Annotated in this window: 22 protein-coding genes and 1 riboswitch; of the genes, 1 reads left to right on the top strand and 21 read right to left on the bottom strand. The window is 64.8% G+C overall.

From position 1 onward, the window contains the following. Positions 1–7: 7 nt before the first annotated feature. The 9 genes from Q4E95_RS00585 to rimP all read right to left on the bottom strand — a co-directional run bounded on the left by Q4E95_RS00585 (position 8) and on the right by rimP (position 8697). The gene (locus tag Q4E95_RS00585; RefSeq protein WP_303381479.1) at positions 8–1021 is read right to left on the bottom strand and encodes a bifunctional riboflavin kinase/FAD synthetase; all 1014 of its coding nucleotides are present in this window, start codon (positions 1019–1021) and stop codon (positions 8–10) included. Between the two features lie 42 nt (positions 1022–1063). Then, positions 1064–1537, bottom strand: a complete 474-nt coding sequence (locus tag Q4E95_RS00590) for a hypothetical protein (protein ID WP_303381480.1) — start codon at positions 1535–1537, stop codon at positions 1064–1066. Positions 1538–1574: 37 nt separating this feature from the next. Beyond that, positions 1575–1952 carry a hypothetical protein gene (locus Q4E95_RS00595; protein ID WP_303381481.1) on the bottom strand — a complete coding sequence of 126 codons (378 nt, stop codon included), beginning with the start codon at positions 1950–1952 and terminating at the stop codon, positions 1575–1577. Beyond that, positions 1952–2953: a tRNA pseudouridine(55) synthase TruB gene (gene truB, locus Q4E95_RS00600; protein WP_303381482.1), complete on the bottom strand. Its 1002-nt coding sequence runs from the start codon at positions 2951–2953 to the stop codon at positions 1952–1954. The genes Q4E95_RS00595 and truB overlap by 1 nt, the downstream gene beginning before the upstream one ends. Positions 2954–2958: 5 nt before the next feature. Beyond that, complete coding sequence (rbfA, locus tag Q4E95_RS00605) at positions 2959–3423, bottom strand: 30S ribosome-binding factor RbfA (RefSeq protein WP_303381483.1); 465 nt, start codon at positions 3421–3423, stop codon at positions 2959–2961. A gap of 161 nt (positions 3424–3584) precedes the next feature. Continuing rightward, positions 3585–6500, bottom strand: a complete 2916-nt coding sequence (gene infB / locus Q4E95_RS00610) for a translation initiation factor IF-2 (RefSeq protein ID WP_303381484.1) — start codon at positions 6498–6500, stop codon at positions 3585–3587. A 125-nt stretch (positions 6501–6625) separates the two neighbouring features. Then, entirely contained in the window at positions 6626–6958 is a 333-nt protein-coding gene (locus Q4E95_RS00615; protein WP_303381485.1) for a YlxR family protein, read from the bottom strand. 133 nt (positions 6959–7091) lie between these two features. After that, positions 7092–8069, bottom strand: coding sequence for a transcription termination factor NusA (gene nusA / locus Q4E95_RS00620; RefSeq protein WP_303381486.1), 978 nt, complete (start codon positions 8067–8069; stop codon positions 7092–7094). Positions 8070–8205: 136 nt separating this feature from the next. After that, positions 8206–8697, bottom strand: coding sequence for a ribosome maturation factor RimP (gene rimP / locus Q4E95_RS00625; protein WP_303381487.1), 492 nt, complete (start codon positions 8695–8697; stop codon positions 8206–8208). Positions 8698–8760: 63 nt separating this feature from the next. On the opposite strand from rimP, the gene Q4E95_RS00630 reads away from it, so the two are divergent. Continuing rightward, positions 8761–9645 carry a hypothetical protein gene (locus tag Q4E95_RS00630; RefSeq protein ID WP_303381488.1) on the top strand — a complete coding sequence of 295 codons (885 nt, stop codon included), beginning with the start codon at positions 8761–8763 and terminating at the stop codon, positions 9643–9645. Here Q4E95_RS00630 and Q4E95_RS00635 read toward each other — a convergent pair. The 12 genes from Q4E95_RS00635 to Q4E95_RS00690 form a co-directional block, all read right to left on the bottom strand. Then, complete coding sequence (locus Q4E95_RS00635; protein WP_303381489.1) at positions 9632–10438, bottom strand: TSUP family transporter; 807 nt, start codon at positions 10436–10438, stop codon at positions 9632–9634. The genes Q4E95_RS00630 and Q4E95_RS00635 overlap by 14 nt on opposite strands. Positions 10439–10465: 27 nt before the next feature. Next, positions 10466–12295, bottom strand: a complete 1830-nt coding sequence (locus Q4E95_RS00640) for a proline--tRNA ligase (RefSeq protein ID WP_303381490.1) — start codon at positions 12293–12295, stop codon at positions 10466–10468. Between the two features lie 100 nt (positions 12296–12395). Then, positions 12396–13151: a hypothetical protein gene (locus Q4E95_RS00645; protein ID WP_303381491.1), complete on the bottom strand. Its 756-nt coding sequence runs from the start codon at positions 13149–13151 to the stop codon at positions 12396–12398. A gap of 129 nt (positions 13152–13280) precedes the next feature. Beyond that, the gene (locus Q4E95_RS00650; protein ID WP_303381492.1) at positions 13281–14144 is read right to left on the bottom strand and encodes a DUF4081 domain-containing GNAT family N-acetyltransferase; all 864 of its coding nucleotides are present in this window, start codon (positions 14142–14144) and stop codon (positions 13281–13283) included. Continuing rightward, complete coding sequence (ispG, locus tag Q4E95_RS00655) at positions 14141–15307, bottom strand: flavodoxin-dependent (E)-4-hydroxy-3-methylbut-2-enyl-diphosphate synthase (protein ID WP_303381493.1); 1167 nt, start codon at positions 15305–15307, stop codon at positions 14141–14143. The genes Q4E95_RS00650 and ispG overlap by 4 nt, the downstream gene beginning before the upstream one ends. Positions 15308–15486: 179 nt before the next feature. Beyond that, entirely contained in the window at positions 15487–16143 is a 657-nt protein-coding gene (locus tag Q4E95_RS00660; protein ID WP_303381494.1) for a methionine ABC transporter permease, read from the bottom strand. After that, positions 16143–17195, bottom strand: a complete 1053-nt coding sequence (locus Q4E95_RS00665) for a methionine ABC transporter ATP-binding protein (RefSeq protein ID WP_303381495.1) — start codon at positions 17193–17195, stop codon at positions 16143–16145. Before Q4E95_RS00665 ends, Q4E95_RS00660 begins: the two co-directional genes overlap by 1 nt. Then, a complete protein-coding gene (locus tag Q4E95_RS00670) occupies positions 17192–18079 on the bottom strand; it encodes a MetQ/NlpA family ABC transporter substrate-binding protein (RefSeq protein WP_303381496.1) in 888 nt (295 codons plus the stop codon). Before Q4E95_RS00670 ends, Q4E95_RS00665 begins: the two co-directional genes overlap by 4 nt. A 103-nt stretch (positions 18080–18182) precedes the next feature. Next, positions 18183–18297, bottom strand: a riboswitch (SAM riboswitch). A gap of 32 nt (positions 18298–18329) precedes the next feature. Further along, positions 18330–19613, bottom strand: coding sequence for a 1-deoxy-D-xylulose-5-phosphate reductoisomerase (gene dxr, locus Q4E95_RS00675; protein WP_303381513.1), 1284 nt, complete (start codon positions 19611–19613; stop codon positions 18330–18332). A gap of 111 nt (positions 19614–19724) precedes the next feature. Continuing rightward, positions 19725–19994: a GlsB/YeaQ/YmgE family stress response membrane protein gene (locus tag Q4E95_RS00680; protein WP_095796731.1), complete on the bottom strand. Its 270-nt coding sequence runs from the start codon at positions 19992–19994 to the stop codon at positions 19725–19727. A gap of 117 nt (positions 19995–20111) precedes the next feature. Next, positions 20112–21755, bottom strand: a complete 1644-nt coding sequence (locus tag Q4E95_RS00685) for a cation acetate symporter (protein ID WP_303381497.1) — start codon at positions 21753–21755, stop codon at positions 20112–20114. Between the two features lie 2 nt (positions 21756–21757). Then, the gene (locus Q4E95_RS00690; RefSeq protein WP_303381498.1) at positions 21758–22120 is read right to left on the bottom strand and encodes a DUF485 domain-containing protein; all 363 of its coding nucleotides are present in this window, start codon (positions 22118–22120) and stop codon (positions 21758–21760) included. Between the last annotated feature and the right edge of the window lie 24 nt (positions 22121–22144).

A 22144-nucleotide genomic window follows, 5' to 3' on the forward strand; every position in this document is an offset into this window, starting at 1 on the left:
TCCCTCCTCAGACGGTCTCGCGAGATTCCTTGGCCAGGATCTCGCGGGACCGTTCGACGTCGTCGTCCATTTGGGCCACGAGTGCGTCAATTCCCCGGTAGGCCACCATGCCGCGCAACCGTTCCACGAACTCCACCACGACCTCCTGGCCGTAGAGATTGAAATCCTCTATGTCCTCTTTCGGGCGGTCGATCACATGGGCCTCGACCTGCCGGGACACTCCCTCGAACGTGGGATTGGAGCCCACGGAAATGGCGGTGGGCCATCGCGTGCCGTTTTCGTCGACGAGCCAGCCGGCGTACACGCCGTCCGCGGGAATGAACCCCGATGCCTCGGAGGACAGATTGGCCGTGGGGTATCCCAGTTCGCGCCCGCGAGCCGCCCCGTGGACCACTTCTCCGCGCATGCGGTGGTTTCGACTGAGGAGCCCTGCGGCACCGCGCATGTCGCCGGCTTCCAAGCACGAGCGGATCCAGGTGGAGGAACATCTGCGTTGCGTGGCGGCAGCCGCCGGGGTGCCGTTCCTGAGGGAGGTCGAGGGATCCGTTCCCACCACGTCGGCAACGACCAGCACATCAAAGCCGTGTTTGTCCCCCAATGCCCGGATCGCGTTCAGGTCCCCGGTGTTGTCCCTTCCCAGCCGCACATCCGCCCCGATCACCAGGCAAACGGCCTCGAGCGGTTTGACCAGGTAGTCCACCACGAACTCTTCGGGTGTCAGCTGGGCGAAGTCGAGTGAGTAGGGTTGCACCAGAACGGCATCGATGCGCGTGGATTCCAGCGCATCAAGTTTGTCCTCGAGCCCCATGATCACCCCCGGGTGGGATTCCGGGCGGTGCACGAGAGCAGGGTGGGGATCAAAGGTGACCACCACGGAATGCGCGTTGCGCTCCGCGGCCACCTCCAACAACGTGTCGAAAACGTGTTGGTGACCGCGGTGGACTCCGTCGAAGTTTCCGATCGTCACAACGGACGGTCCGAAACCCGGAGTGATGTCGTCGCGGGATCTCCAGCGGATCACTGTTCTCCTCGGGGTCGAGTATGCGGGCGGAACGAAACGAGCCTACCCGTTCGAATGGTTCGGTCGGGTGCGCCACAACCAGATGAGGCCGATCATGGGCAGCACCAGGGGCACGTATCCGTACCCGGCACCGAAATGGGACCAGACACTGGCCTTGGGGAACAGATCGGGGGCCATGACGCTGAGCAACCCCACCGCAAGAACGCCGATCATCTCGATCCACACGGCGATCCACGCGACCCGATGCCACCCCGGACCCGTCCTGCTCAGCGCCACGGTGGCAATCACGTAGATAACCGCCGAGATGGTGGACAGGATGATCGCGAACGGCGCCGCGGAGAACTCCGTGCCGAGCTGGTACACGGAACGCACACCGGCGGACAAGGAGAAGACCCCGTAGATCACGATGATGAGTCGACCGAACCCGCTGGATTTGGCGTCCCGTCGCTGCTTGCGCACTCGATGGCCGAAGCGTTGCTGCAGCGCGTTGTGCTCGGTCGGTTTGCTCACTGACATCCTGTCCTTTCCGTGGTGTTTCCGCTCGCGGTCCTGCTCAGACGTTCTGGTAATACCAAATGAAGTTCATCCGGTACACCATCACGATCACCACGGGCCCCGCCGCGGCCAGGATGAGGGTGGACCACCGTGATCGTTCCACGAGGGACCAAATGAACGTGCCGGCGGGGATCAAGAGCGCTGTGAGCAAATAGCCCCAGTACTCGAGCACGCTCCCGGAGGCTTCCGACCCGTACAGGGGAAGGAAGATCGACCCCACCATGTACACGATCAAAAAGAGCTCCAGGATCAGCACCGAGCCCTGGGAGAAGTCGTCCGGTTCGCGCCCGCGGAGGGCCTGCACCAAGCAGATCAGACAGGACAGTGTTCCCAGCACCACCGAGGCCCAGAACCAGCCGTCATAGCCCCACAGCATCAGTCTTTCTCCCGTCCGGGTGAGAAGGTCGCCCCGGCGGTGATACCGAGCACGGAGGTCGCGTACCGGTTGACAGCGGAACCACGGTTTTCGGCCAGAGCCACCAGGGTGCCGTCCGGGGCGAAACACGCCACGGGAAGGTCGCATCCGGCGATCAGCTCCGCGGGATGGGCCGAGATGCGCCGACCGTGGGACAGATCCGTGGCCTCCCCCGCGTCCAAGCGGCGCACGGGGAACAACTGGGCCGCGGCTGCATTGATCTCGAGAGTGTCCACGGTGCCGCCGGCGCCAACGGACCGCGTCAGTTCTTCCAGGGTGTGGGCCTGGTCCAGGGTGAACGAACCCACGCGGGTGCGCCGCAGAGCTGTCAGGTGACCCCCCACGCCCAGGGCGCGTCCCATGTCTCGCGCCAGAGCGCGAATGTAGGTGCCCGAGGAACACGTGACCGTGGCGGTCACGGTGATGCCCGTGTCCTCCCGGTCAATGCCGTGCACCGTGAACTCGTGAATCGTGACGGGCCGGGCGGCCAGGACGACGTCCTCACCGCTGCGCACACGCGCGTAGGACCGCTTGCCGTTGACCTTGATGGCGCTCACGGCGGACGGGACCTGGTGGATCGGTCCCGTCAGCGCGGCGACTTCGCGATGAATGTCCTCGTCGGTCACGGCCGCCAGGGCCGAACCGTCCGCTCGCTCGGTGATCTCACCCTCGGCGTCGTCGGTCACCGTGGCCGCACCCAATCGGATGCCGGCCTCGTACGTCTTGGACGTTCCGGTGACCCAGGTGAGCAGCTTGGTGGCCTTCTCCACGCCGAGGACCAGGACGCCCGACGCCGCGGGGTCCAGGGTGCCGGCATGGCCGACCTTGCGGGTACCGGCCAGCCGCCGCATGCGGGCCACGACGTCGTGCGAGGTCCACCCGAGGGGTTTGTCGACGATGACGAACCCGGCCGTCCTCGGGAGCGAGGGGGCCGGGCTCGGAACGTGCGGACGTTCGCTCACGCGCGTCAGCTCCGTGCGGAGTCGGAGTCGGGGGCGTCGTCGTCCGTGTTGTCCTCGGGCGTGCGGTAGGCGTCCTCGCCGGCAGCGTAGGAAGCACCCACGGCCTGGGCCGCGACCTGTTCGTCCTTTTCGCGCGCGACGCGCAGGAGTTCTTCGAGTCGAGCGGCGTCGGCGGGAATCTCGTCCGCCACGAACGTGAGCGTGGGCGTGAGGCGAGCCGTGATGTTCTTGCCCACCTCGGAACGCAGCACGCCCTTGGCGGACTCGAGTGCCCTGGCGGTATCCGCGCGCTGCGTCTCGTCGCCGTAGACCGTGTAGTACAGGGTGGCGTGCTGAAGGTCGTTGGTGACCCGGGCATCGGTGATGGTCACGAAGCCCAGGCGGGGATCCTTGATCCGGCGCTCGAGGGCCTGCGCAACAATCACCTTGATGCGGTCGGCAAGCCGTGCGGCGCGTGCGGCGTCAACCATCGTGACTCTCTTTCGCTGGGGAACGCTGTGCGTTCCGTGTCAGAAATCTGGGGTGCGGCGCCGCCGTCATGACGACGCCGCAGGCCCGCCGCCAGGGCGGCGGGCCGGTGGGGCGGGCACCTACCGGAAACCGGGATGCCCGCCGCCGAGCGTGACGTGGCTCAGGCGCGAGGCTTCTCGCGCATCTCCCACGTCTCGATCATGTCGCCCTCTTGGATGTCGTTGAACGATCCCAGGCCGATACCGCACTCGAAGCCCTCGCGGACCTCCGTGGCATCGTCCTTGAAACGGCGCAGCGAATCAATGGTGAGGCTGTCCTTGACCACGCTGCCGTCGCGCACCAGGCGAGCCTTGGCGTTGCGCTTGACGACACCCTTGGTGATGTACGCACCGGCAATGTTGCCCCACTTGGAGGACCGGAAGACCTCGCGGATCTCGGCGGTACCGAGCTCCACCTCCTCGTACTCCGGCTTGAGCATGCCCTTGAGGGCGCTCTCGACATCGTCGATGGCGTTGTAAATCACCGAGTAGAACTTCATGTCCACGCCCTCGCGGTCCGCGAGATCGGTGACACGTTCGGCCGGACGGACGTTGAAGCCGATGATGACCGCGTTGTCCACCGTGGCCAGGTTGACGTCGTTCTGCGTAATGGCACCCACACCACGGTGAATGACACGCAGCTGAACTTCGTCCCCGCCCACATCGATCTTGAGCAACGAATCTTCCAGGGCCTCCACGGCACCGGAGACGTCACCCTTGATGATGAGGTTGAGGGTGTCCATCTTGCCCTCGGCCACGGCCTCGTCGAAGGACTCGAGCGTGATGCGCTTGCGGCGCTTGGCCAGCTGCGCGTTACGATCCGCGGCTTGGCGCTTCTCGGAGATCTGACGTGCCGTGCGCTCTTCCTGGGTGGCCAAGAAGGTGTCACCGGCGCGGGGTACTGCGGACAGACCCAGCACCTGCACCGGACGCGACGGCGGTGCCGTCTCGACGGGCTGACCGTTCTCGTCGAACATTGCACGCACACGACCGTGAGCCGCGCCGGCCACGATGGCGTCGCCGACCTTCAGCGTGCCGGACTGGACCAGCACGGTACACACGGCACCGCGGCCCCTGTCCAGGTTGGCCTCAATGGCCACACCGCGGGCTTCCTTGTCGGGATTGGCCTGCAGTTCCAGGGCGCCGTCAGCGGTCAGGACGACCGCGTCGAGCAGGTCCTCGATGTTCAGACCGGCGCGAGCGGAGACATCCACGAACATGGTGTCGCCACCGTATTCTTCGGGGATCAATCCGTACTCGGTGAGCTGACCGCGGATCTTCTCCGGGTTGGCCTCCGGCTTGTCGATCTTGTTCACCGCGACCACGATCGGCACACCGGCCGCCTGGGCGTGGTTCAACGCCTCGACGGTCTGCGGCATCACGCCGTCGTCAGCGGCAACCACCAGGACGGCGATGTCGGTGACCTTGGCGCCGCGGGCACGCATGGCGGTGAACGCCTCGTGACCCGGGGTGTCGATGAACGTGATCAGGCGTTCCTGGCCGTCCACCTCGGTGGAGATCTGGTACGCACCGATGTGCTGGGTAATGCCGCCGGCCTCACCCTCGATCACCGTGGTGTTGCGGATGGCGTCCAGCAGACGCGTCTTACCGTGGTCCACGTGACCCATCACGGTGACCACCGGAGGACGGGATTCGAGAACTTCCTCGCCCTCGGCCTCGGCCTCGGCCTCGAGGTCGATGTCGAAGGATTCGAGCAGCTCGCGCTCCTCGTCCTCCGGTGAGACGACCTGGATCTTGAAGCCCAGCTCGGCACCCAACAGCTCGAACGTTTCCTCGTCCAGCGACTGGGTCTGAGTGGCCATTTCACCCAGGTGAATGAGAACGGTCACCAGCGAGGCCGGGTTGGCGTTGATCTTCTCGGCGAAGTCCATGAGCGAGGCACCGCGACGCAGGCGGACCACCGTGTTGCCATCACCGTGCGGAACGGAGACGCCACCCACGGCGGGTGCTGACATCTGCTCAAGCTCTTGACGCTTCGCACGCTTCGACTTGCGCTGCCGGCCACGGCCGCCACCACCACGACCGAAGGCACCCTGAGTGCCACCGCGGCCACCACGGCCGCGGAAACCGCCGCCACCGGCGGGACCACCGGGAGCGCCACCACCGCGGCGGGGTCCGCCGCCACCGGCGTTACCGGGACGACTGCCGATGGGAGCCACACCCGTGGTGTGACCCGGCATCATGTTGGGCGAGGGGCGCGGACCACCGGGACGGGGAGCACCCTGTCCCTGGCCCTGGCGGGCGCCGCCCGGACGCGGGGCGCCGGTGCGGGCTCCACCCTGAGCACCCTGAGCGCCGTGCGGGGGACGGGGTCCACCCGGACGGGGGCCGGCCGGGCGAGGTCCGCCGGGACGGGGACCGCCCTGGCCGGAACCGCTCGTGCGCATGCCCTGCTGGGGAGCGAAGGGGTTGTTGCCCGGGCGAGGAGCACCCGGTTTACCGGAACGCTGCTGACCCGGACGGGCTCCGCCGGGCTTGGGAGCGTTGGACTCGGAACCGCGGCCCATACCCTGCTGTGATGCGTACGGGTTGTTTCCCGGACGGGCACCGCCCGGCTTGGGAGCCGAGGACCTGGGTGATTGCGGCTTGGACTCGGGCGCCTTGGGAGCCTGTGCCTTGGGCGCTTCGGCCTTGGGAGCCGGAGCAGGCGTGGACTCTGCCTTGGGAGCGGCAGTCGGGGCCGCCTCCTCCTTGGCCCGTGCGGGCTTCGGGGCAGCTTGGCCCGGCTTGGGACCGGATGCCGCTGCCGGACGCTCGCCGGCGGTCTTGGTCTCGGCCTTGGGCTGGGACTGGGACTGCTGCGCGGGTTTGGCGCTCGGGGTCTTCCTGGGAGCCTTCTCCGCCGAGGCGTCGCCGGAACCGGCCGGGAACGCAGTACGAAGTTTCTTGGCTACCGGGGGCTCCACCGTGGAGGATGCTCCACGGACGAATTCCCCTAATTCTTGAAGCTTGGAAATCGCTTCCTTAGACGTGATACCGAGCTCTTTGGCGAGCTCGTGGACACGGGGCTTGGCCACATTTCTCCTGTCTCGGTCCGCACCGACACAGGCACGAACCTTTTATCTTCCGTTGATGCGGCCTTGGGGCGCGTCGATGTTCGACATGCGACCCTGCTGGCCGTGGGCGGAGTACGAAAAAGTACTCATCGCTTGGCACTCATCGGTTTTCCATGGTCTTCTGACTCGCTTTCCTTCTGTCCGTTCCACCGTGTGGACAGTAAAACGTTGAGGTGGTGACCGAGGTTCTCGGCATTGACGGCGGTGCGGAACGCGCGGTTGAACGCGCGGCGCCGCACTGCTGTACCGACGCATTCCTGAGTGGGATGCACCCAGGCACCTCGGCCGCCGATACGGCGGGGCACGTCCAGTACGGCTTCCGGGCCGTGCTGGGTGTGCTCCACCGCTACGCGGACGAGTTGATCAGGGGATACAACTTTTTTGCATCCCACGCAGGTTCGAAGGCTGTTTTGGCTCACCCTCGCTCCTGCACTTGTTCACGTGGATACGCGGCAACCGCCCCTGGCGGTGCCGGTGCGTACGCACAATTCACGAACTGACCGTAGACAAGTCTAACGCGCCGGGGTTGATTCCCTCGAATTGCGGGAATTCTCAGTGATTCGCCACCCGTGACTCGGGCACGATGTCGATGCGCCAACCGGTCAATCGCGCGGCCAGACGCGCGTTCTGGCCTTCCTTGCCGATCGCCAGCGACAACTGGTGGTCGGGCACGACGGCGCGCGCGGAGCGGGTTCGCTCGTCCACGATCTCGACTCGGGTGGTCTTGGCCGGGGACAGCGCGTTGGCGATGAACGCGCCGGGTTCCTCGGTGAAGTCGATGATGTCGATCTTCTCCTCCCCCAGTTCGTTCATGACCGCCCGCACACGCGAACCCATCTCGCCAATGCACGCGCCCTTGGCGTTGGCTCCGGGCCGAGTGGCCACCACGGCCATCTTGGTACGGTGGCCGGCCTCGCGGGCCAGTGCGACGATCTCCACGGAGCCGTCCGCAATTTCCGGGACTTCCATCTCGAACAGGCGACGCACCAGATCCGGGTGGGAGCGGGACAGGGTGATGGATGGGCCTTTGAGACCGCGCTTGGCCTCGACCACGAATGCGCGGATGCGAGCACCGTGCTTGTAGACCTCGCCCGGAGCCTGCTCGTGCGGCGGCAGCACGGCCTCGACGGTACCCAGGTTCACCTGGATCATGTTGGGGTTCTTGCCCTGCTGGATCTGCCCGGAGACGAGCTCACCCTCGCGGCCCTTGAAATGGCCCAGCACATTGTCGTCCTCGACGTCGCGCAATTTCTGCAGGATCACCTGCCGTGCCGTGGCAGCGGCAATGCGGCCGAAGCCCGCGGGGGTGTCGTCGAACTCGCCGATCTTATTGCCGTCCTCGTCGACCTCGTCCGCCCAGATGCTCACGTGACCGGTTCGGCGCTCGACCTCGGCGCGGGCACCGCTCACGGCGCCCGGGGACTTCTGGTAGGCGAGCAGCAGGGCTTGTTCAATGGTGGGGATCAGCACGTCCACCGGAATGTCCCGTTCGCGTTCGAGCAGACGCAGGGTGCTCATATCAATGTCCATGTGACCGGCCTTCCTTCGTGCCCATTCGGGACCCGTCCGGGAACCAAACAGCGCGCCACACATGGGAGGTGTGGAGCGCTGCAGCGTGGGTATTGGCTAATTGTTCTTCGGGCTATGGTACATCCCCCGTGCCCGATCAGATTTCGACCTCGACCCGGGCGCCACGCACGTGCTGGTACTCCACGCGCTCGGGATCGAGATACTTGATGGGCATGCCCTTTTTCGGCTGGTGCCACCGTTGAACCACCGCGTGATCGTCGTGGGCTTCCAGGAGCCGAGCGGTGTAGCGCTCCCCCTCTGCGGGCCGGATCCGCACCAGGCGTCCCACGTTGCGCTTCCAGTGCCGCGGATTCTCCAGCTCTCGGGTGGCACCCGGAGTCGATACTTCCAATTCATAGGGCGGGCCCGGAACGGGATCGTGCTCGTCCAGGGCGGCCGAAATGGCCCGGGACACCTCGGCCAACCGGTCCAGGTTCAGCGCGTCCGTACCATCCGGGAGGTCCAGCACGATGCGCAGGGTCCGCTGCCCGGCCTGCTGAACCAGGTCCAGTTCCTCGAGGAACAGCCCCTCGGTGGTGACCACCGGCTCCACACTGTTGCGAATGGCGGTGATGTCTGCCGAGCTCATAGGTTCTCCTTCGTGTCGGTTGGTGTCTCTATCATGGAACATCATGGAACCAAGGGAGGAATCGTGGCCGCTGCACGCACCACTCGCGCCTGGGCGTGGGTGATCGCACTGGTTGCCATAGCACTGGTGCTCGTCCTGGCCGGCGGCGCGTGGGCCACATGGCGCCCCTTGTCCGATCACGACGCCGCTCGGTTGACCGCCCGGGACATCGTCGCCTCCGTGGCCGAGTCACCGGACACCCGGATTCCCCGGGAGACGTCGGATCGCCAGCTGTCCGCGCTCGGTCCCGCGGCAACCCCCGCTCAACGCGACCGGTTGACCGAACAACAGGACCCCGTGGAACTGACCACCGCTGCCTCTCGGCTGACCGAGCTGGCATCGAACCAGGAGGATGCGGAATTGGCGGCCACCATGGCGGGAATTGCCGCGTCGTGGTCCGCGACCACCGTCAGAGCAGACTCCGATGCACCCTCGGTCATGGATCTCGAAGCCGCTGACCAACTGGATGTGGCGGCAGCGGAGCGTTGCACGCCCGAGCTGACCGCCCTGGCCACGCAGCTGGATCGCGCCCGTTATACCGCACAGGCGGCTGAAGCCAGGGAGGACAACGGCACGGATCCCGGCGCGGCACCATTGCGGCAGTGGCAGGAACATCTCGACCGCCTGCTCGACGAGCCGCACGCTGCTCCGCTGTACGCGTGCGATCCTCACCCCGCCCGGGGCGGTTACCAACTACCCCCGAACATTGCCGAGAACGCCCCCGACGCCGCAGGCCACGTCGCGGGGGATGTCTCCGAATACGCGGCGGCCGCTCTGGCGTCGTCGGCGCCCGCGGAACGACCCTGGCTCCTGGCCTCGCTGGAGACGTCTGCGCGCGCTCAGGCTCTGTTGCAACCGCAGGAGCCCGTTCCCGCGCTGGTGGGGGACATCACCGTCACCGGCCAGTGATGATGTCCCAACCCAGCTTCACGATCAGGACCGTGACCACCACGAAAAAGATGGTTCGGATGAAAGTGCTGCCCTTGGCCACGGCCGTACGTGCACCGATGTAACCGCCCAGCATGTTGCTCACCCCCAGCACCAGCCCGAGCCCCCACACAATGGACCCGTTGGCCGTGAACACCATGAGCGCGCCGAGGTTGGTGGCCAGGTTGATGATCTTGGCCTTGGCGCTCGCGGCCAGGAAACTGTAGCCGAGCACCGAAACCAGGCCGATCACCAGGAACGATCCCGTCCCGGGACCCATGACGCCGTCGTAGAAGCCAATCGCGGCGCCCAGCAGAACCGCCAAGCCGTAGTGCCGGGCCCCGGTGTGGCGAAGTGCCGTGAGCTGGCCCATGGTCGGGTGCGCGACCGTGAAGATCAACACGCCGATCAATGCGGCCACAATGATCGGCCGGAAGACCTCCGACGGCAACAGCGAGGCGACCGCCGCTCCTCCCCCGGATGCCGCCAGGGCCACGAGGGCCATAGGCAGCGCCGTACGAAGATCCGGACGCACCCGCCGGTAGTAGGTCACCGCTGACGTCGCCGTGCCGAAGATCGACCCCATTTTGTTGGTCGCGAGCGCCTGAACCGGAGTGATACCCGGGATCATCAGGGCCACCGGGAGCTGCAGCAGACCGCCACCGCCCACGACCGCATCAATGAATCCCGCGGCCAATCCGGTGAGAACCAAGAGCAGCAGAAGGCTCGGGGTCGCCGATTCCAACCCCGAGCCTTCCAAGAACCATGCATCCATGCAGAACACCTACGGCCGCTCGCGCCGTTATCGGGCCTCGTCCGATTCCGGGTGCGGGTCGCCGGCGAGCTCCGAACGCAGTTCCTGGACCACCTGGTCCCGCGCAATGTCTCGGCTGTCGCCGCTACGACGATCCCGGACTTCCAGAAGGCCGTCCTTGAGACCGCGTCCGATCACCAGGACCGTGGGCACGCCCAACAACTCCGCGTCACCGAACTTCACGCCCGGAGAGGTCTTGGGCCGGTCATCGAAGAGCACGCTCAACCCGGCGTCCTCGATCTCCCGGACGATTTCTTCCGCGGCCTCCAGCACCTCGGTACCCTTGCCCGTGGCCACCACGTGGACATCGGCCGGGGCAAGATTGCGGGGCCACAACAGTCCCTTGTCGTCGTGGTAGTGCTCGGCGACCGCGGCCAACGCGCGCGTGACACCGATGCCGTAGGAGCCCATGGTCACGGTCACGAGTTTCCCGTTCTGATCCAGCACCTTGAGTCCCAGGGCCTCCGCGTACAAACGGCCGAGCTGGAACACGTGCCCCATTTCCACGCCGCGCGCGATCTCCAATGCACCGGATCCGTCAGGAGCCTGGTCACCCGCCCGTACACTGCAGGCCTCCAGGGTGCCGTCCCATGTGAAGTCGCGCCCCGCGATCAGCCCGTACACATGCATCTCGCTCACGTTGGCGCCGGTGATCCAGCTGGTTCCGGGAACCACACGGGGATCCACGAAGTACGGGATCTCCGATTGGGATTTTGCACCCAACACGGCGTCATCCGGTGTCATCCCCGGGCCCAGGTAGCCCTTGACGATTTCGGGGCGGGCCCGCAGTTGGTCGTCGCTGGCGGGTTCCACCTCCAGTTCACCGCCCACGCCGAGAACCTCACCGATCCCGGCCTCGACGCGCTTGATGTCGATTTCACGGTCGCCGGGCAGACCCACGGCGACCAGCTGCTTGTCACCGCCCGGCAGGTTCACGGACAGGACAACGTTCTTGAGGGTGTCGGCCGCCGTCCACTGCCCCGTTTCACGCGGATGCAACTCGTTGGAGCGCGCCACCAGGGTGTCAATGGTGGGGCTGTTCGGAGTCTTGTGCACCTGGGCCGCCGGAGCGCCGTCGTAGCCGATGGGCTCCGGCGGCACCGTGGTGACGGCTTCGACGTTGGCCGCGTACCCGCCGGCCGTACGCACAAACGTGTCCTCACCGATGGGCGTGGGGTGCATGAACTCTTCCGAGCGGGAGCCGCCCATGGCGCCCGACTGGGCCGAGACCGCAACGATTGGCAGACCGAGACGTTCAAATATCCGAACGTACGCGGCGCGGTGTTTGGCGTAGGACTCCTCCAGGCCGGCGTCGTCGATGTCGAAGGAGTAGGAATCCTTCATGATGAATTCGCGCCCGCGCAGCAGGCCGGCGCGGGGGCGGGCCTCGTCGCGGTACTTGGTCTGGATCTGATAAAGCATGGCCGGCAGATCCTTGTAGGACGAATACATGTCCTTGACGAGCAGCGTGAACATTTCCTCGTGCGTGGGTGCGAGCAGGTAATCGGCGCCCTTGCGGTCCTTGAGCCGGAACAGGTTCTCCCCGTACTCCGTCCACCGGTTACTGACCTCGTAGGGTTCACGCGGCAACAGCGCCGGGAAGTGCACCTCTTGCGCGCCGATGGCATTCATTTCCTCGCGGACCACGGCCTCGACCTTGCGCAGCACATTCAGCCCGAGCGGCAACCACGTGTAAATACCCGGTGCGGCACGTCGGATGTAACCGGCGCGGACCAGCAGACGGTGGCTGGCCACGTCTGCATCAACGGGGTCCTCGCGCAGCGTGCGGAGGAACAGGGAACTCAGGCGAAGCGGCACGAAGAGTCCTAACCGCCCGTAAACGGGCCTAATAAGGAGGGGCTGGTATCTGGTGGGATTCTATCCCCCGGACACCAGCCTCTCAGACCAAGATGGCTGCTTACTGTTCGGAAATCTTGGTGACGGATTCCTGCAGGATGGCCTCGACGTCCGGGGTCTCGGAAGTCGGGCTCGCGGTGCCACTTGAACCGCCTTGCCCACTGACCACGACAAAGGTGTTTCCTACCACGGCGGAAGCCTGGGTCATCGTATTGGACTGCCCATCCATGTCCATGGTCATGTTCATCATTGTTGCTTCCGTGGCCTTGTCGAGATCGAGATCGCGCGGTTCAATGCTCGCTTCGATCTTGCTGCCCATGAGTTCCATGGTGAACTCGCGGCAGTCCTCGTTCTGCTGGTTGGCCGTCCGGGCATGCTCAACGGCTTCATCGCCCGAGCCCATGGGCATGACGGTCACCGCGTACTGCCCCTCGGAAGGAGTGGCCACCACAATGTCCTCCGCGTGCCCGGATGAGGTGTCCAGTGCCTCCTTGACCAGGTCCTTGCACTGTGCCGGTTCAATCGTGGCCTGATCGATCACCTGCTCCAAGTCCTCCATCTGACTGTCGGCGTTGTCCTCGTCCATGGGCTCGGCGGACAGCTTCTGGCCGTCGACCTCCACACTGTTGAGCGCACTGACCACCTGGTCCTGCGAATAGCTGGCTTGGGGGTCGGGTTCGCTTTCTGCTCCTCCGCCTCCTGAGGAACATGCGGTGAGTGCCAATGCGGCCACCGCAAGAGCAGTCATTGAACGGGTGCCGCGACGCCATGCAAACGGTTTGCGGGGCAAGGACGTGGGGGTCGTGATGGAGCCCATGGGAAATCACCTAATTTTCGCCGGTTGTACCAGTTGACTGAGCGGCTGAGGTTGCCACGCCCCAAATGTAACCCGGCTCACGCATGCTGCAGGATCATCGCCGCACCTGTGTGGTACCTCCCTCGCCGGCTACAACAAAACCGTGGCGAAAGTACCCGACCGCTCGAAACCGACTTTGCGATACGTGGCCAGGGCGGGCCGGTTGTATGAGTTCACGTACAGGCTGACCACGGGAACGTATGTTCTGGCCAGAGCCACCACCGCCGCCATGCACGGGGCCGCAAGTCCCCTGCCGCGGTACGCCGGATGGACCCAAACACCCTGAATCTGACATACCTGGCCGCTCATGGCTCCGATGTCCGCCTTGAAGATGACTTTGCCGTCCGTGTCGTCCGTGAGCACCGCGGTGCGGCGATCACGCAGCAATTGCTCGACGCGCTTGCGGTAGCTCTGGGCGCCGTCCACGAACGGTGAGTACCCGACCTCTTCTTCGAACATCGCCGCGGCCGCGGGCAGCACACGGGAGAATTCGGACACCTCTGCCCAGCGCACCCGATCCGACACAGCGCTGAACTGCTCGGACGCCGGATCGGTATCCATTGCGAGCAGCGGCTGGTCAGGGCGTACGTCGAACGGCAGGGGCCACGAGGTCTTGAGCCGGTTCCACAGCCCCATGACGGGCTCCGCCGGCCCGAACAGGGAGGCGTAGCGTGAACCGCCCCGCGCGAGGTGGTCCGCGACCAGGTCCTGCCCGGTTTCATCCAGTGCGATCGGGACCACGTTGGTACCCACCCAGCAAGCGCCGACAAGTTCCTGGGCGGGACTCATGATGCCCAGCACGGGTGCCGGTCGACGCCGCCGGGCGGCGCGAACGGTGTCCACGTGCGCGGCAACGAACACCGATGACACCGCGTGACGCGCCATGAGCCGGTCCAGTTGTGCCTGCGGCACGGCCCCGGGAACCAGCAAGCGCGTCACCCGGTATCGGGTCATCCGGCCGTCACGACCGGAGCGCCTTCGATCGGCTGACCGTTCTCGTCCAGTTCCATGCTCTCGGCCATCAGATTCGCCTGCTCCAGCAGCGTCTCGACGATCTGGTCCTCGGCAACGGTCTTGATGACCTCACCCTTGACGAAGATCTGCCCCTTGCCGTTACCCGATGCCACGCCCAGGTCTGCCTCCCGAGCCTCACCCGGTCCGTTCACCACACAACCCATCACGGCCACGCGCAGCGGGACGGTCAGGTGCTCAAGTCCCTTGGTGACGTCGTCGGCGAGCTTGTAGACGTCCACCTGGGCGCGTCCGCAGGACGGGCACGAGACGATTTCCAGCTTGCGGGGACGCAGGCCCAGCGACTGCAGGATCTGGTTGCCCACCTTGACTTCTTCGACCGGCGGCGCGGACAAGGAAACACGAATGGTGTCCCCGATGCCCTGACCCAATAGGATGCCGAAGGCCGTGGCGGATTTCACGGTGCCCTGCAAAGCGGGCCCGGCCTCGGTGACACCCAGGTGCAGGGGCCAGTCGCCGCGCTCGGCGAGCAGCTGGTAGGCGCGCACCATGGTCACGGGGTCGTTGTGCTTGACGGAGATCTTGAAGTCGTGGAAGTCGTGTTCCTCGAACAGGGACGCTTCCCAGACGGCGGACTCCATGAGAGCCTCCGGAGTGGCCTTGCCGTACTTCTCGAGCAAGCGCTTGTCCAGGGAGCCCGCGTTCACACCGATGCGGATGGAGACGCCCGCGGCTTCCGCGGCGCGGGAGATCCCCTCGATCTGGTCGTCGAACCTGCGAATATTGCCCGGGTTCACACGAACGGCCGCGCAACCGGCGTCAATGGCCGCGTACACGTACTTGGGCTGGAAATGGATGTCCGCAATCACCGGAATCGGTGACTTCTTGGCAATGATGGGCAGCGCATCGGCGTCGTCCTGGGAGGGGCACGCCACGCGCACGATGTCACAACCGGCGGCATTGAGCTCCGCGATCTGCTGCAACGTGGCGTTGATGTTCGTGGTGGGCGTGGTGGTCATCGACTGCACGCTGACCGGAAAATCCGATCCCACACCCACGGAGCCCACCTGGATCTGACGGGTCTTCCGCCGAGGTGAAAGCACCGGCTGGGGTGCAGCGGGCATACCGAGACTGACCGAACTCACGAATTGCCTCCAGGGGATTGTTGGCCGGGTCGCCGAAAAGTGCTCCCCGATTTATTCACCTTCCATTGTGCCACTTCGGGGGAAAGCTGCAGCCGGACGTGAGCAAACGAACGCCCGACGACGCCGCCCCGGGACTTCCGTGGGAAGGCCCGGGGCGGGGATCGTATCAATCGTTATCGCTAGCGGCGCATGATCTTGCGCGCCAGCCAGTTGCCGAAGAACTGGACCAACTGCACCAGAATGATGATGACAATCACAGCGGCCCAGGTGACCTCGTCGTTGAAACGCTGGTACCCCAGGCGCAACGCGAAGTCGCCCAAACCACCGGCACCGATGGCACCGGCCATGGCGGACATGTCCGTGATGCCGATGACCAAGAAGGTGTAGCCGAGCACCAGCGGACCGAGGGCCTCGGGCAGGATCACCGTGGTGATGATCCGCAACCGGGACACACCCATGGAACGGGCGGCCTCGACCACACCCGGATCCACGGTCATCAGATTCTGCTCCACGATGCGCGCCACCGCGAAGGTCGCACCAATGGTCATGGCGAAGATCGCGGCGTTGGGGCCCAGTCGGGTACCCACAATGGATTCCGTGGCCTGGCCCAGTGCGGCCAGGAGAATGATGAACGGGATGGGGCGAATGAAGTTCACCAGGAGGTTCAAGGCGGTGAAGACCGCGCTGTTCTCCAAGATGTTGCCCCGCCTGGTGACGTAGAGGCCCACGCCCACGATCAAACCGATGAGCCCGGCCAGGACCAGGGTCACGGCCACCATGTAGAGGGTCTGGCCCGTGGCGGACAGCAACTGGGGTCCTAATACTGACCAATCCATCAGCGGGCCACCTCCTCAACCTTGGTGATCTCGCGCAATCGGACAATGGTGTTCTCCACAGCGGTGTCCGGGCCATTGAGCGAAAGCGTCAGGGTGCCGAATGATCGGGACTGCAGCATGGAGATACCGCCGAAGGCGATCTCGAACGTCACGCCGTCGCGAGCGCACTCCGAGAGCACGGAACCGATCCTGTTCTGGTCCGTGACATCCACGAAGATCAACCGACCCGGGTGCTCCTGGCGAACCTTGGCGATCTCGTCCTCCCGGGGAACGGTGCGCATCACCGAGGACACGAACTTCCGAGTGGTCTCCGCCTGCGGATACGCGAAGACGTCCGAGGTGGTACCCACCTCCACCACGCGGCCACTGTCCATCACCGCCACGCGGTCCGCAATGGAACGGACCACGTCCATTTCATGGGTGATGAGCACAATGGTGATCCCCAGCTCACGGTTCACCCGCCTGAGCAGACCGAGCACCTCCTGGGTGGTCTCCGGGTCCAGCGCAGAGGTGGATTCGTCCGCGAGCAGCAGTTCCGGGTTGGACGCCAAGGCGCGTGCGATACCCACGCGCTGCTTCTGGCCGCCCGACAGTTGTTCCGGGTAGTTCTTGGCCCGGTCCGTGAGCCCCACGAAGGCCAGCAGTTCGGTGACCCGTTGGTTGCGTTCCTCGGGCTTCCAACCGGCGCGTTTGAGCGGGTATTCGATGTTGCCCGCCACGGTGCGCGAGTTGAACAGGTTGAACTGTTGGAAGATCATGCCGATCTTGCGCCGGATCGGGGCCAGCTGAGTCTCCGACTTGCCGTCCACCCGACTGCCCGCCACCTCCAACGATCCGGAGCTGATGGGCTCCAGGCCGTTGATCAGACGAACGAGGGTGGACTTGCCGGCACCGGAGTACCCGATCACGGCAAAGATCTCGCCCTTGGTGATATCCAGGGTCACGGTGTCCACGGCGTTGACCACGCGAGGAGCACGCTTGGATCCGCCCGTGTAAACCTTGCTCACATCCCGGAAGCGCACCAGGGTACGCTCACTGGACTCGGCAATCACTGGGTTTGTTCCTTCAGATCTTCCTGGTATCGCTTCAGGAGGTCCTTGAGTTCCTGCTGGTCGATCTCGGTGGGAACAGCGGTGCCCTTGCTCTCCTCGTCCTCGGCCTTCAGCACCTTCGGGTCGTAGTAGAAGCTCGCGACCTTCTTGAGGGTCTCGTTGTCCGCGTTGGCCTCGGTGGCGGCGAACAGGTTGTTGAAGACCTTGGCGCTGTCCTGCGTGGGATCATCCGAGGCCAGAGCGGACTTCGGATCAATGTTGGCGCGGCCCAGGAAGTCGTTGTTGATCACGGAAGCGGCCACGGAATCCATCGACAGAACGGTCTGCTCGGCGGACACCGGGCGAACGGAGACCTTCGACTTCTCGGCGTCGATGTCGCCCTCGGTCGGGGCGATCGTGTCCTTGGTGAATTCCACCAGGCCCTCTTGCTTCAACAGGTTCAACGCGCGGCCCAGGTTGATGGAGTCGTTGGGGATGGCGACCTCGTCGCCGTCCTTGATCTGGTCCAGGGAGTCGTACTTGCTGGAGTACATGCCCAGCGGGTAGATCGCGGTGGATCCGACCGGGGTGATGGTGTCCCCGGAGTTGTTGTTGTAATCCGCGAGGTAGGCGGTGTGCTGGAACCAGTTCATGTCCACGTCGCCGCTCTTGGTGGCGGGGTTCGGCTGGTTGTAATCACTGAAGTCCACGTATTCCACGGTGATGTCGTTCTCCGCAGCGACTTCCTTGAGGGCGTCGTGCGCGGGTTCGGACCCGACGATGCCAATGGTGATGGTGCCGTCCGCAGCGGGATCCGAGGATTCGGAGTCTCCGCCGCCGCACGCGGTCAGGGTGAGGCCGAGGGTGGTGGCCAGCGCAAGGGGGATCAAACGGTGAGATCGCACGATGTGCCTTTCCGAGGAGTGGAATGTTCTGGGCGATTAACATCGGAAAGCGGTGCGTTCGAGGACACACCGCATTCGCAGGGCTCGTGCTGGGTGATTCGCAAATCCGCACTTGCCGGGAGCTACGTTAACCGCGGCCGGATGGTCATCTGGGGCACCCCGCTACGGGAGAGGGTTGCCGTCCGGCCAGCCAGAGCTTGACGCCGGATCTCGTCATCCGCGGCCAAGCCTAACATGGGGCCGGCGGTGATCAGCGTGCGCTGAAACGCTGCGCAATAAACTGATCCGCCCGGTTCCTGGCCCAGCCCTCGGCGCCCAGGACGTCCTCGAGCCGCGGGGTCCTGTCGCCCTCGTGTTCATTCACGACCACCGCAACGATGTCCACGATGGTCGTGAAGTTCACCTCACCCCGGTGGAAGGCGTACACGGCCTGCTCATTGGCCGCGTTGAACACGGCCGGCCAGGTGCCGCCCAGCGTCCCGGCATGCTTCATCAGCTCGATGGCGGGGAATGCCTCGGTGTCCAGCGGCTCGAAGGTCCAGTGCGCCGCTTGCGTCCAATCGCACGACGCCGCCGCGCCGGGAATTCTGTGGGGCCACCCCATACCCAGGGCAATGGGCAGTCGCATGTCCGGCGGTGATACCTGGGCCAGGGTGGAACCGTCCACGAACTGGACCATGGAATGCACCACGGACTGTGGGTGCACGGTCACGTCTATCCGGTCCAGGGCAACGTCGAACAACAAGGATGCTTCCAGGACCTCAAGCGCCTTGTTGACCATGGTGGCCGAATTGGTCGTGACCATCACCCCCATGTCCCATGTGGGGTGTTTCAACGCCTGCTGGGGCGTGACCGTGGTGAGTTGATCCCGGGACATCCCTCGGAAGGGTCCGCCGGAGGCGGTGAGGATCAATCGGTCGACTTCGCTCGAACGGCCTCCCCGCAGCGCCTGCGCCAGAGCCGAGTGCTCGGAATCCACCGGGATCAGCGGGGTCTCCAGGCCGGTGGCGGCCGCGGCCTGTTTGACCAGCGGGCCGCCCGCGATGAGGGACTCCTTGTTGGCCAGCGCCACGGGCGTCCCCGCGTGTAATGCGGCGAGCGTGGGAGCCAGTCCGATGGACCCGGTGATGCCGTTGAGAACAACATCACAGTCCGAGTGTTCCGCCACGCGCGTTGCGGCCTCGGGTCCGTGGAAGATCTCGGGGGTGAAGCCTGCCAGGCCCTCCCCCGAGGCTCGTTGCGCAATGAGTTCCTTCAACTGCCGGGCGTGGTCGGCCGTGCCACTGGTTCCGACCGCGGCCACACGTTCTCGGACGGCCTGCTCCGCCAGCACCGGCAGGTTGGACGTTCCGGCGGCCAAGGCCGTGACCGACAGCGGCGGGTGCCCCGCGGCGGCGTCGCCCTCGCCCGGTCGCCGCAGGCCACGCGCGGAGGCGACGACGTCGAGCGCTTGCGTACCGATGGAGCCCGTGGAACCCAGAATGACCACGCGCCGGGGCTGCTTGCCAGTGGCGCTGTCGAGTTCGGGGGTCATGGTCAGGGGTGCGTCAGACATGGTCACCAGTATCTCGTGGATCGGAGGAGCTCAGCACATACAACAAGGGCGCCACCCGGAGGTGACGCCCTTGTTCAGTGATGCCGTGGATCAGCGACGAGCGCCCTTGCGGCCGGTCACTGCACCGTAAATGAACAGCACGATGAGTGCGCCCACGATTGCGGTGATGATGGTTCCGATGTCGAACACGGATTCCAAGGATCCGATGCCCACCAGGCTGCCCAGGAAGCCGCCCAGGATGGCACCGATGATGCCCAGGATGATGGTGACGATGATGCCGCCACCCTGACGACCCGGCATGATGAGCTTGGCGAGTGCGCCAGCGATCAGGCCCAGGACGATCCAGCTAATAATGCCCATGATTCCTCCAGTTTAGCTGCTTGCTTTAACACGAGGTCGTCGCGTTCGTATGCCTTGGTCAGCGTACTGACTGCCAGCTTCCTATCAGGTTACAGGAGAAATCGTCAGGACACTCAATCAGTGATCGACTGCCTTCTCAGCACCAACGCCCGTCAAGGAACGAACTTCCATCTCGGCCTGCTTCTTGGGATCCTCCGGCCGACGCTCGGACATGGAACCGAGGAAGCCCAACAGGAACGACAACGGAATGGAGATGATGCCCGGGTTGGACAGCGGGTAGATGGCGAAATCTGCACCCGGGATCATGGACGTCTCAGCGCCCGACATCACCGGCGAGAAGATGATCAGGACCACGGAGCTGATCAGACCTCCGTACATGGACAGCACGGCACCGCGGGTGGTGAAGCGCTTCCAGTACAGCGAGTACAGGATCGTGGGGAGGTTGGCCGATGCGGCGACCGCGAAGGCCAGTGCCACCAGGAACGCGATGTTCTGACCCTGGGCGCCGATACCGCCGGCGATCGACACCAGGCCGATGATGACCACGGTGGTCTTGGCGACGCGCAGTTCCTGCTTGGGGTCGGAATTGCCGTTCTTGATCACGGATGTGTAGATGTCATGCGCGAAGGACGCTGAGGCCGTGATGGCCAGACCGGCGACGACGGCAAGGATGGTTGCGAAGGCCACTGCGGCGATCAAACCCATCAGGATGGAGCCGCCCAGCTCGTAGGCGAGCAATGGAGCGGCCGAGTTCACGCCACCGGGGGAATTCAAGATCCGGTCGGAGCCGATCAACGCGGCTGCGCCGAAACCCAGCACCAGGGTGAAGAGGTAGAACAAGCCGATCAGGGTGATGGCCCACACCACGGACTTGCGTGCTTCCTTGGCGGTGGGAACCGTGTAGAAGCGCATGAGCACGTGCGGCAGACCGGCGGCACCGAGCACCAGAGCCAGGCCCAGCGAGATGAAGTCGATCTTGGTGATCTCACTCAAGCCGTACTTCAGTCCCGGATCCAGCATGGCGGGGTTGTTATTGGTTTCCACTGCGGCGCCCAGGATGGCCGAGAAATTGAAGCCGAACATTGCCAGGATCCACACGGTCATCACGGCAACACCCGTGACCAGCAGGCACGCCTTGATGATCTGGACCCACGTGGTGCCCTTCATGCCGCCCACCAAGACGTAGACGATCATGATGATGCCCACGACCACGATGACCAGGGACTGACCCGCTTTGGAACCAATACCGAGCAACAGCGACACGAGCGCACCGGCACCGGCCATTTGCGCCAACAGGTAGAAGAACGTCACGGCCAGCGTGGAAATGGATGCCGCCACGCGCACGGGGCGCTGGCGGAGGCGGAAGGACAGGACATCGGCCATGGTGAATTTGCCCGTGTTGCGCAGCGGCTCGGCAATGAGCAGCAGCGCGACCAACCACGCGACGAAGAAGCCAATGGAGTACAGGAACCCGTCGTAGCCCTGCAGCGCAATGGCTCCCACGATGCCCAGGAACGACGCCGCCGAGAGGTAGTCACCGGCAATGGCGAGGCCGTTCTGCGTACCCGAGAAGGAGCGGCCGCCGGCGTAGTAATCAGCAGCGGTCGAGGTGGACTTGGACGCGCGGATCACCACGACCAACGTGATGACCACGAAAGCCAGGAACACACTGATGTTGATCCAGGGGGTTCCGACGGTTTCGGTGTCCGCCTCGGTAGCGGCGTGAATCGCGGGAAGAGCCGCGGAGGTGATATTGATCATGATTACGCTTCTCCTCGTCCCGCACCGGAGGCCTCGAGGTGCTCGCGCAGAGCAGTGGCCTGGGGATCAAGTTTCCGGTTGGCAAAGGACACGTACGCCGCTGTGATGCCGAAGGTGGTTACGAACTGCAGGAGCCCCAGGAGCAACCCGAGGTTCACGTTCCCGAAGACTCGCTGGGACATGAACTCGGGAGCGTAAATAGCCAGCACCACGTAAAGCAGATACCAGACCAGGAACGCAATGGCCATGGGGAAGACAAAAGAACGGTGAGTTTTACGCAACTGCTGGAACTGGTCCGAGCGTTGCGCGTCAGTGAAGTCGAAAGCCGTGGAGTTGGCCGAGTCGACAGGGGGCGTAGACGCCATGAGAGCCTCCTTGTGTGATGAAGA

The sequence above is a fragment of the Kocuria sp. genome (assembly GCF_030536815.1).
GTDB classification, from domain to species: Bacteria; Actinomycetota; Actinomycetes; order Actinomycetales; family Micrococcaceae; genus Kocuria; species Kocuria gwangalliensis.

What these genes read in the sequence shown, in the direction of transcription:
- rbfA (WP_303381483.1), bottom strand. Translation starts at nt 3,423, where the DNA reads ATGGTTGACGCCGCACGCGCCGCACGGCTTGCCGACCGCATCAAGGTG.
- Q4E95_RS00635 (WP_303381489.1), bottom strand. Translation starts at nt 10,438, where the DNA reads ATGGATGCATGGTTCTTGGAAGGCTCGGGGTTGGAATCGGCGACCCCG.
- Q4E95_RS00595 (WP_303381481.1), bottom strand. Translation starts at nt 1,952, where the DNA reads ATGCTGTGGGGCTATGACGGCTGGTTCTGGGCCTCGGTGGTGCTGGGA.
- Q4E95_RS00645 (WP_303381491.1), bottom strand. Translation starts at nt 13,151, where the DNA reads ATGGGCTCCATCACGACCCCCACGTCCTTGCCCCGCAAACCGTTTGCA.
- Q4E95_RS00685 (WP_303381497.1), bottom strand. Translation starts at nt 21,755, where the DNA reads ATGATCAATATCACCTCCGCGGCTCTTCCCGCGATTCACGCCGCTACC.
- Q4E95_RS00690 (WP_303381498.1), bottom strand. Translation starts at nt 22,120, where the DNA reads ATGGCGTCTACGCCCCCTGTCGACTCGGCCAACTCCACGGCTTTCGAC.
- dxr (WP_303381513.1), bottom strand. Translation starts at nt 19,613, where the DNA reads ATGACCCCCGAACTCGACAGCGCCACTGGCAAGCAGCCCCGGCGCGTG.
- Q4E95_RS00660 (WP_303381494.1), bottom strand. Translation starts at nt 16,143, where the DNA reads ATGGATTGGTCAGTATTAGGACCCCAGTTGCTGTCCGCCACGGGCCAG.
- Q4E95_RS00590 (WP_303381480.1), bottom strand. Translation starts at nt 1,537, where the DNA reads ATGTCAGTGAGCAAACCGACCGAGCACAACGCGCTGCAGCAACGCTTC.
- Q4E95_RS00650 (WP_303381492.1), bottom strand. Translation starts at nt 14,144, where the DNA reads ATGACCCGATACCGGGTGACGCGCTTGCTGGTTCCCGGGGCCGTGCCG.
- nusA (WP_303381486.1), bottom strand. Translation starts at nt 8,069, where the DNA reads ATGGACATTGATATGAGCACCCTGCGTCTGCTCGAACGCGAACGGGAC.
- rimP (WP_303381487.1), bottom strand. Translation starts at nt 8,697, where the DNA reads ATGAGCTCGGCAGACATCACCGCCATTCGCAACAGTGTGGAGCCGGTG.
- Q4E95_RS00680 (WP_095796731.1), bottom strand. Translation starts at nt 19,994, where the DNA reads ATGGGCATTATTAGCTGGATCGTCCTGGGCCTGATCGCTGGCGCACTC.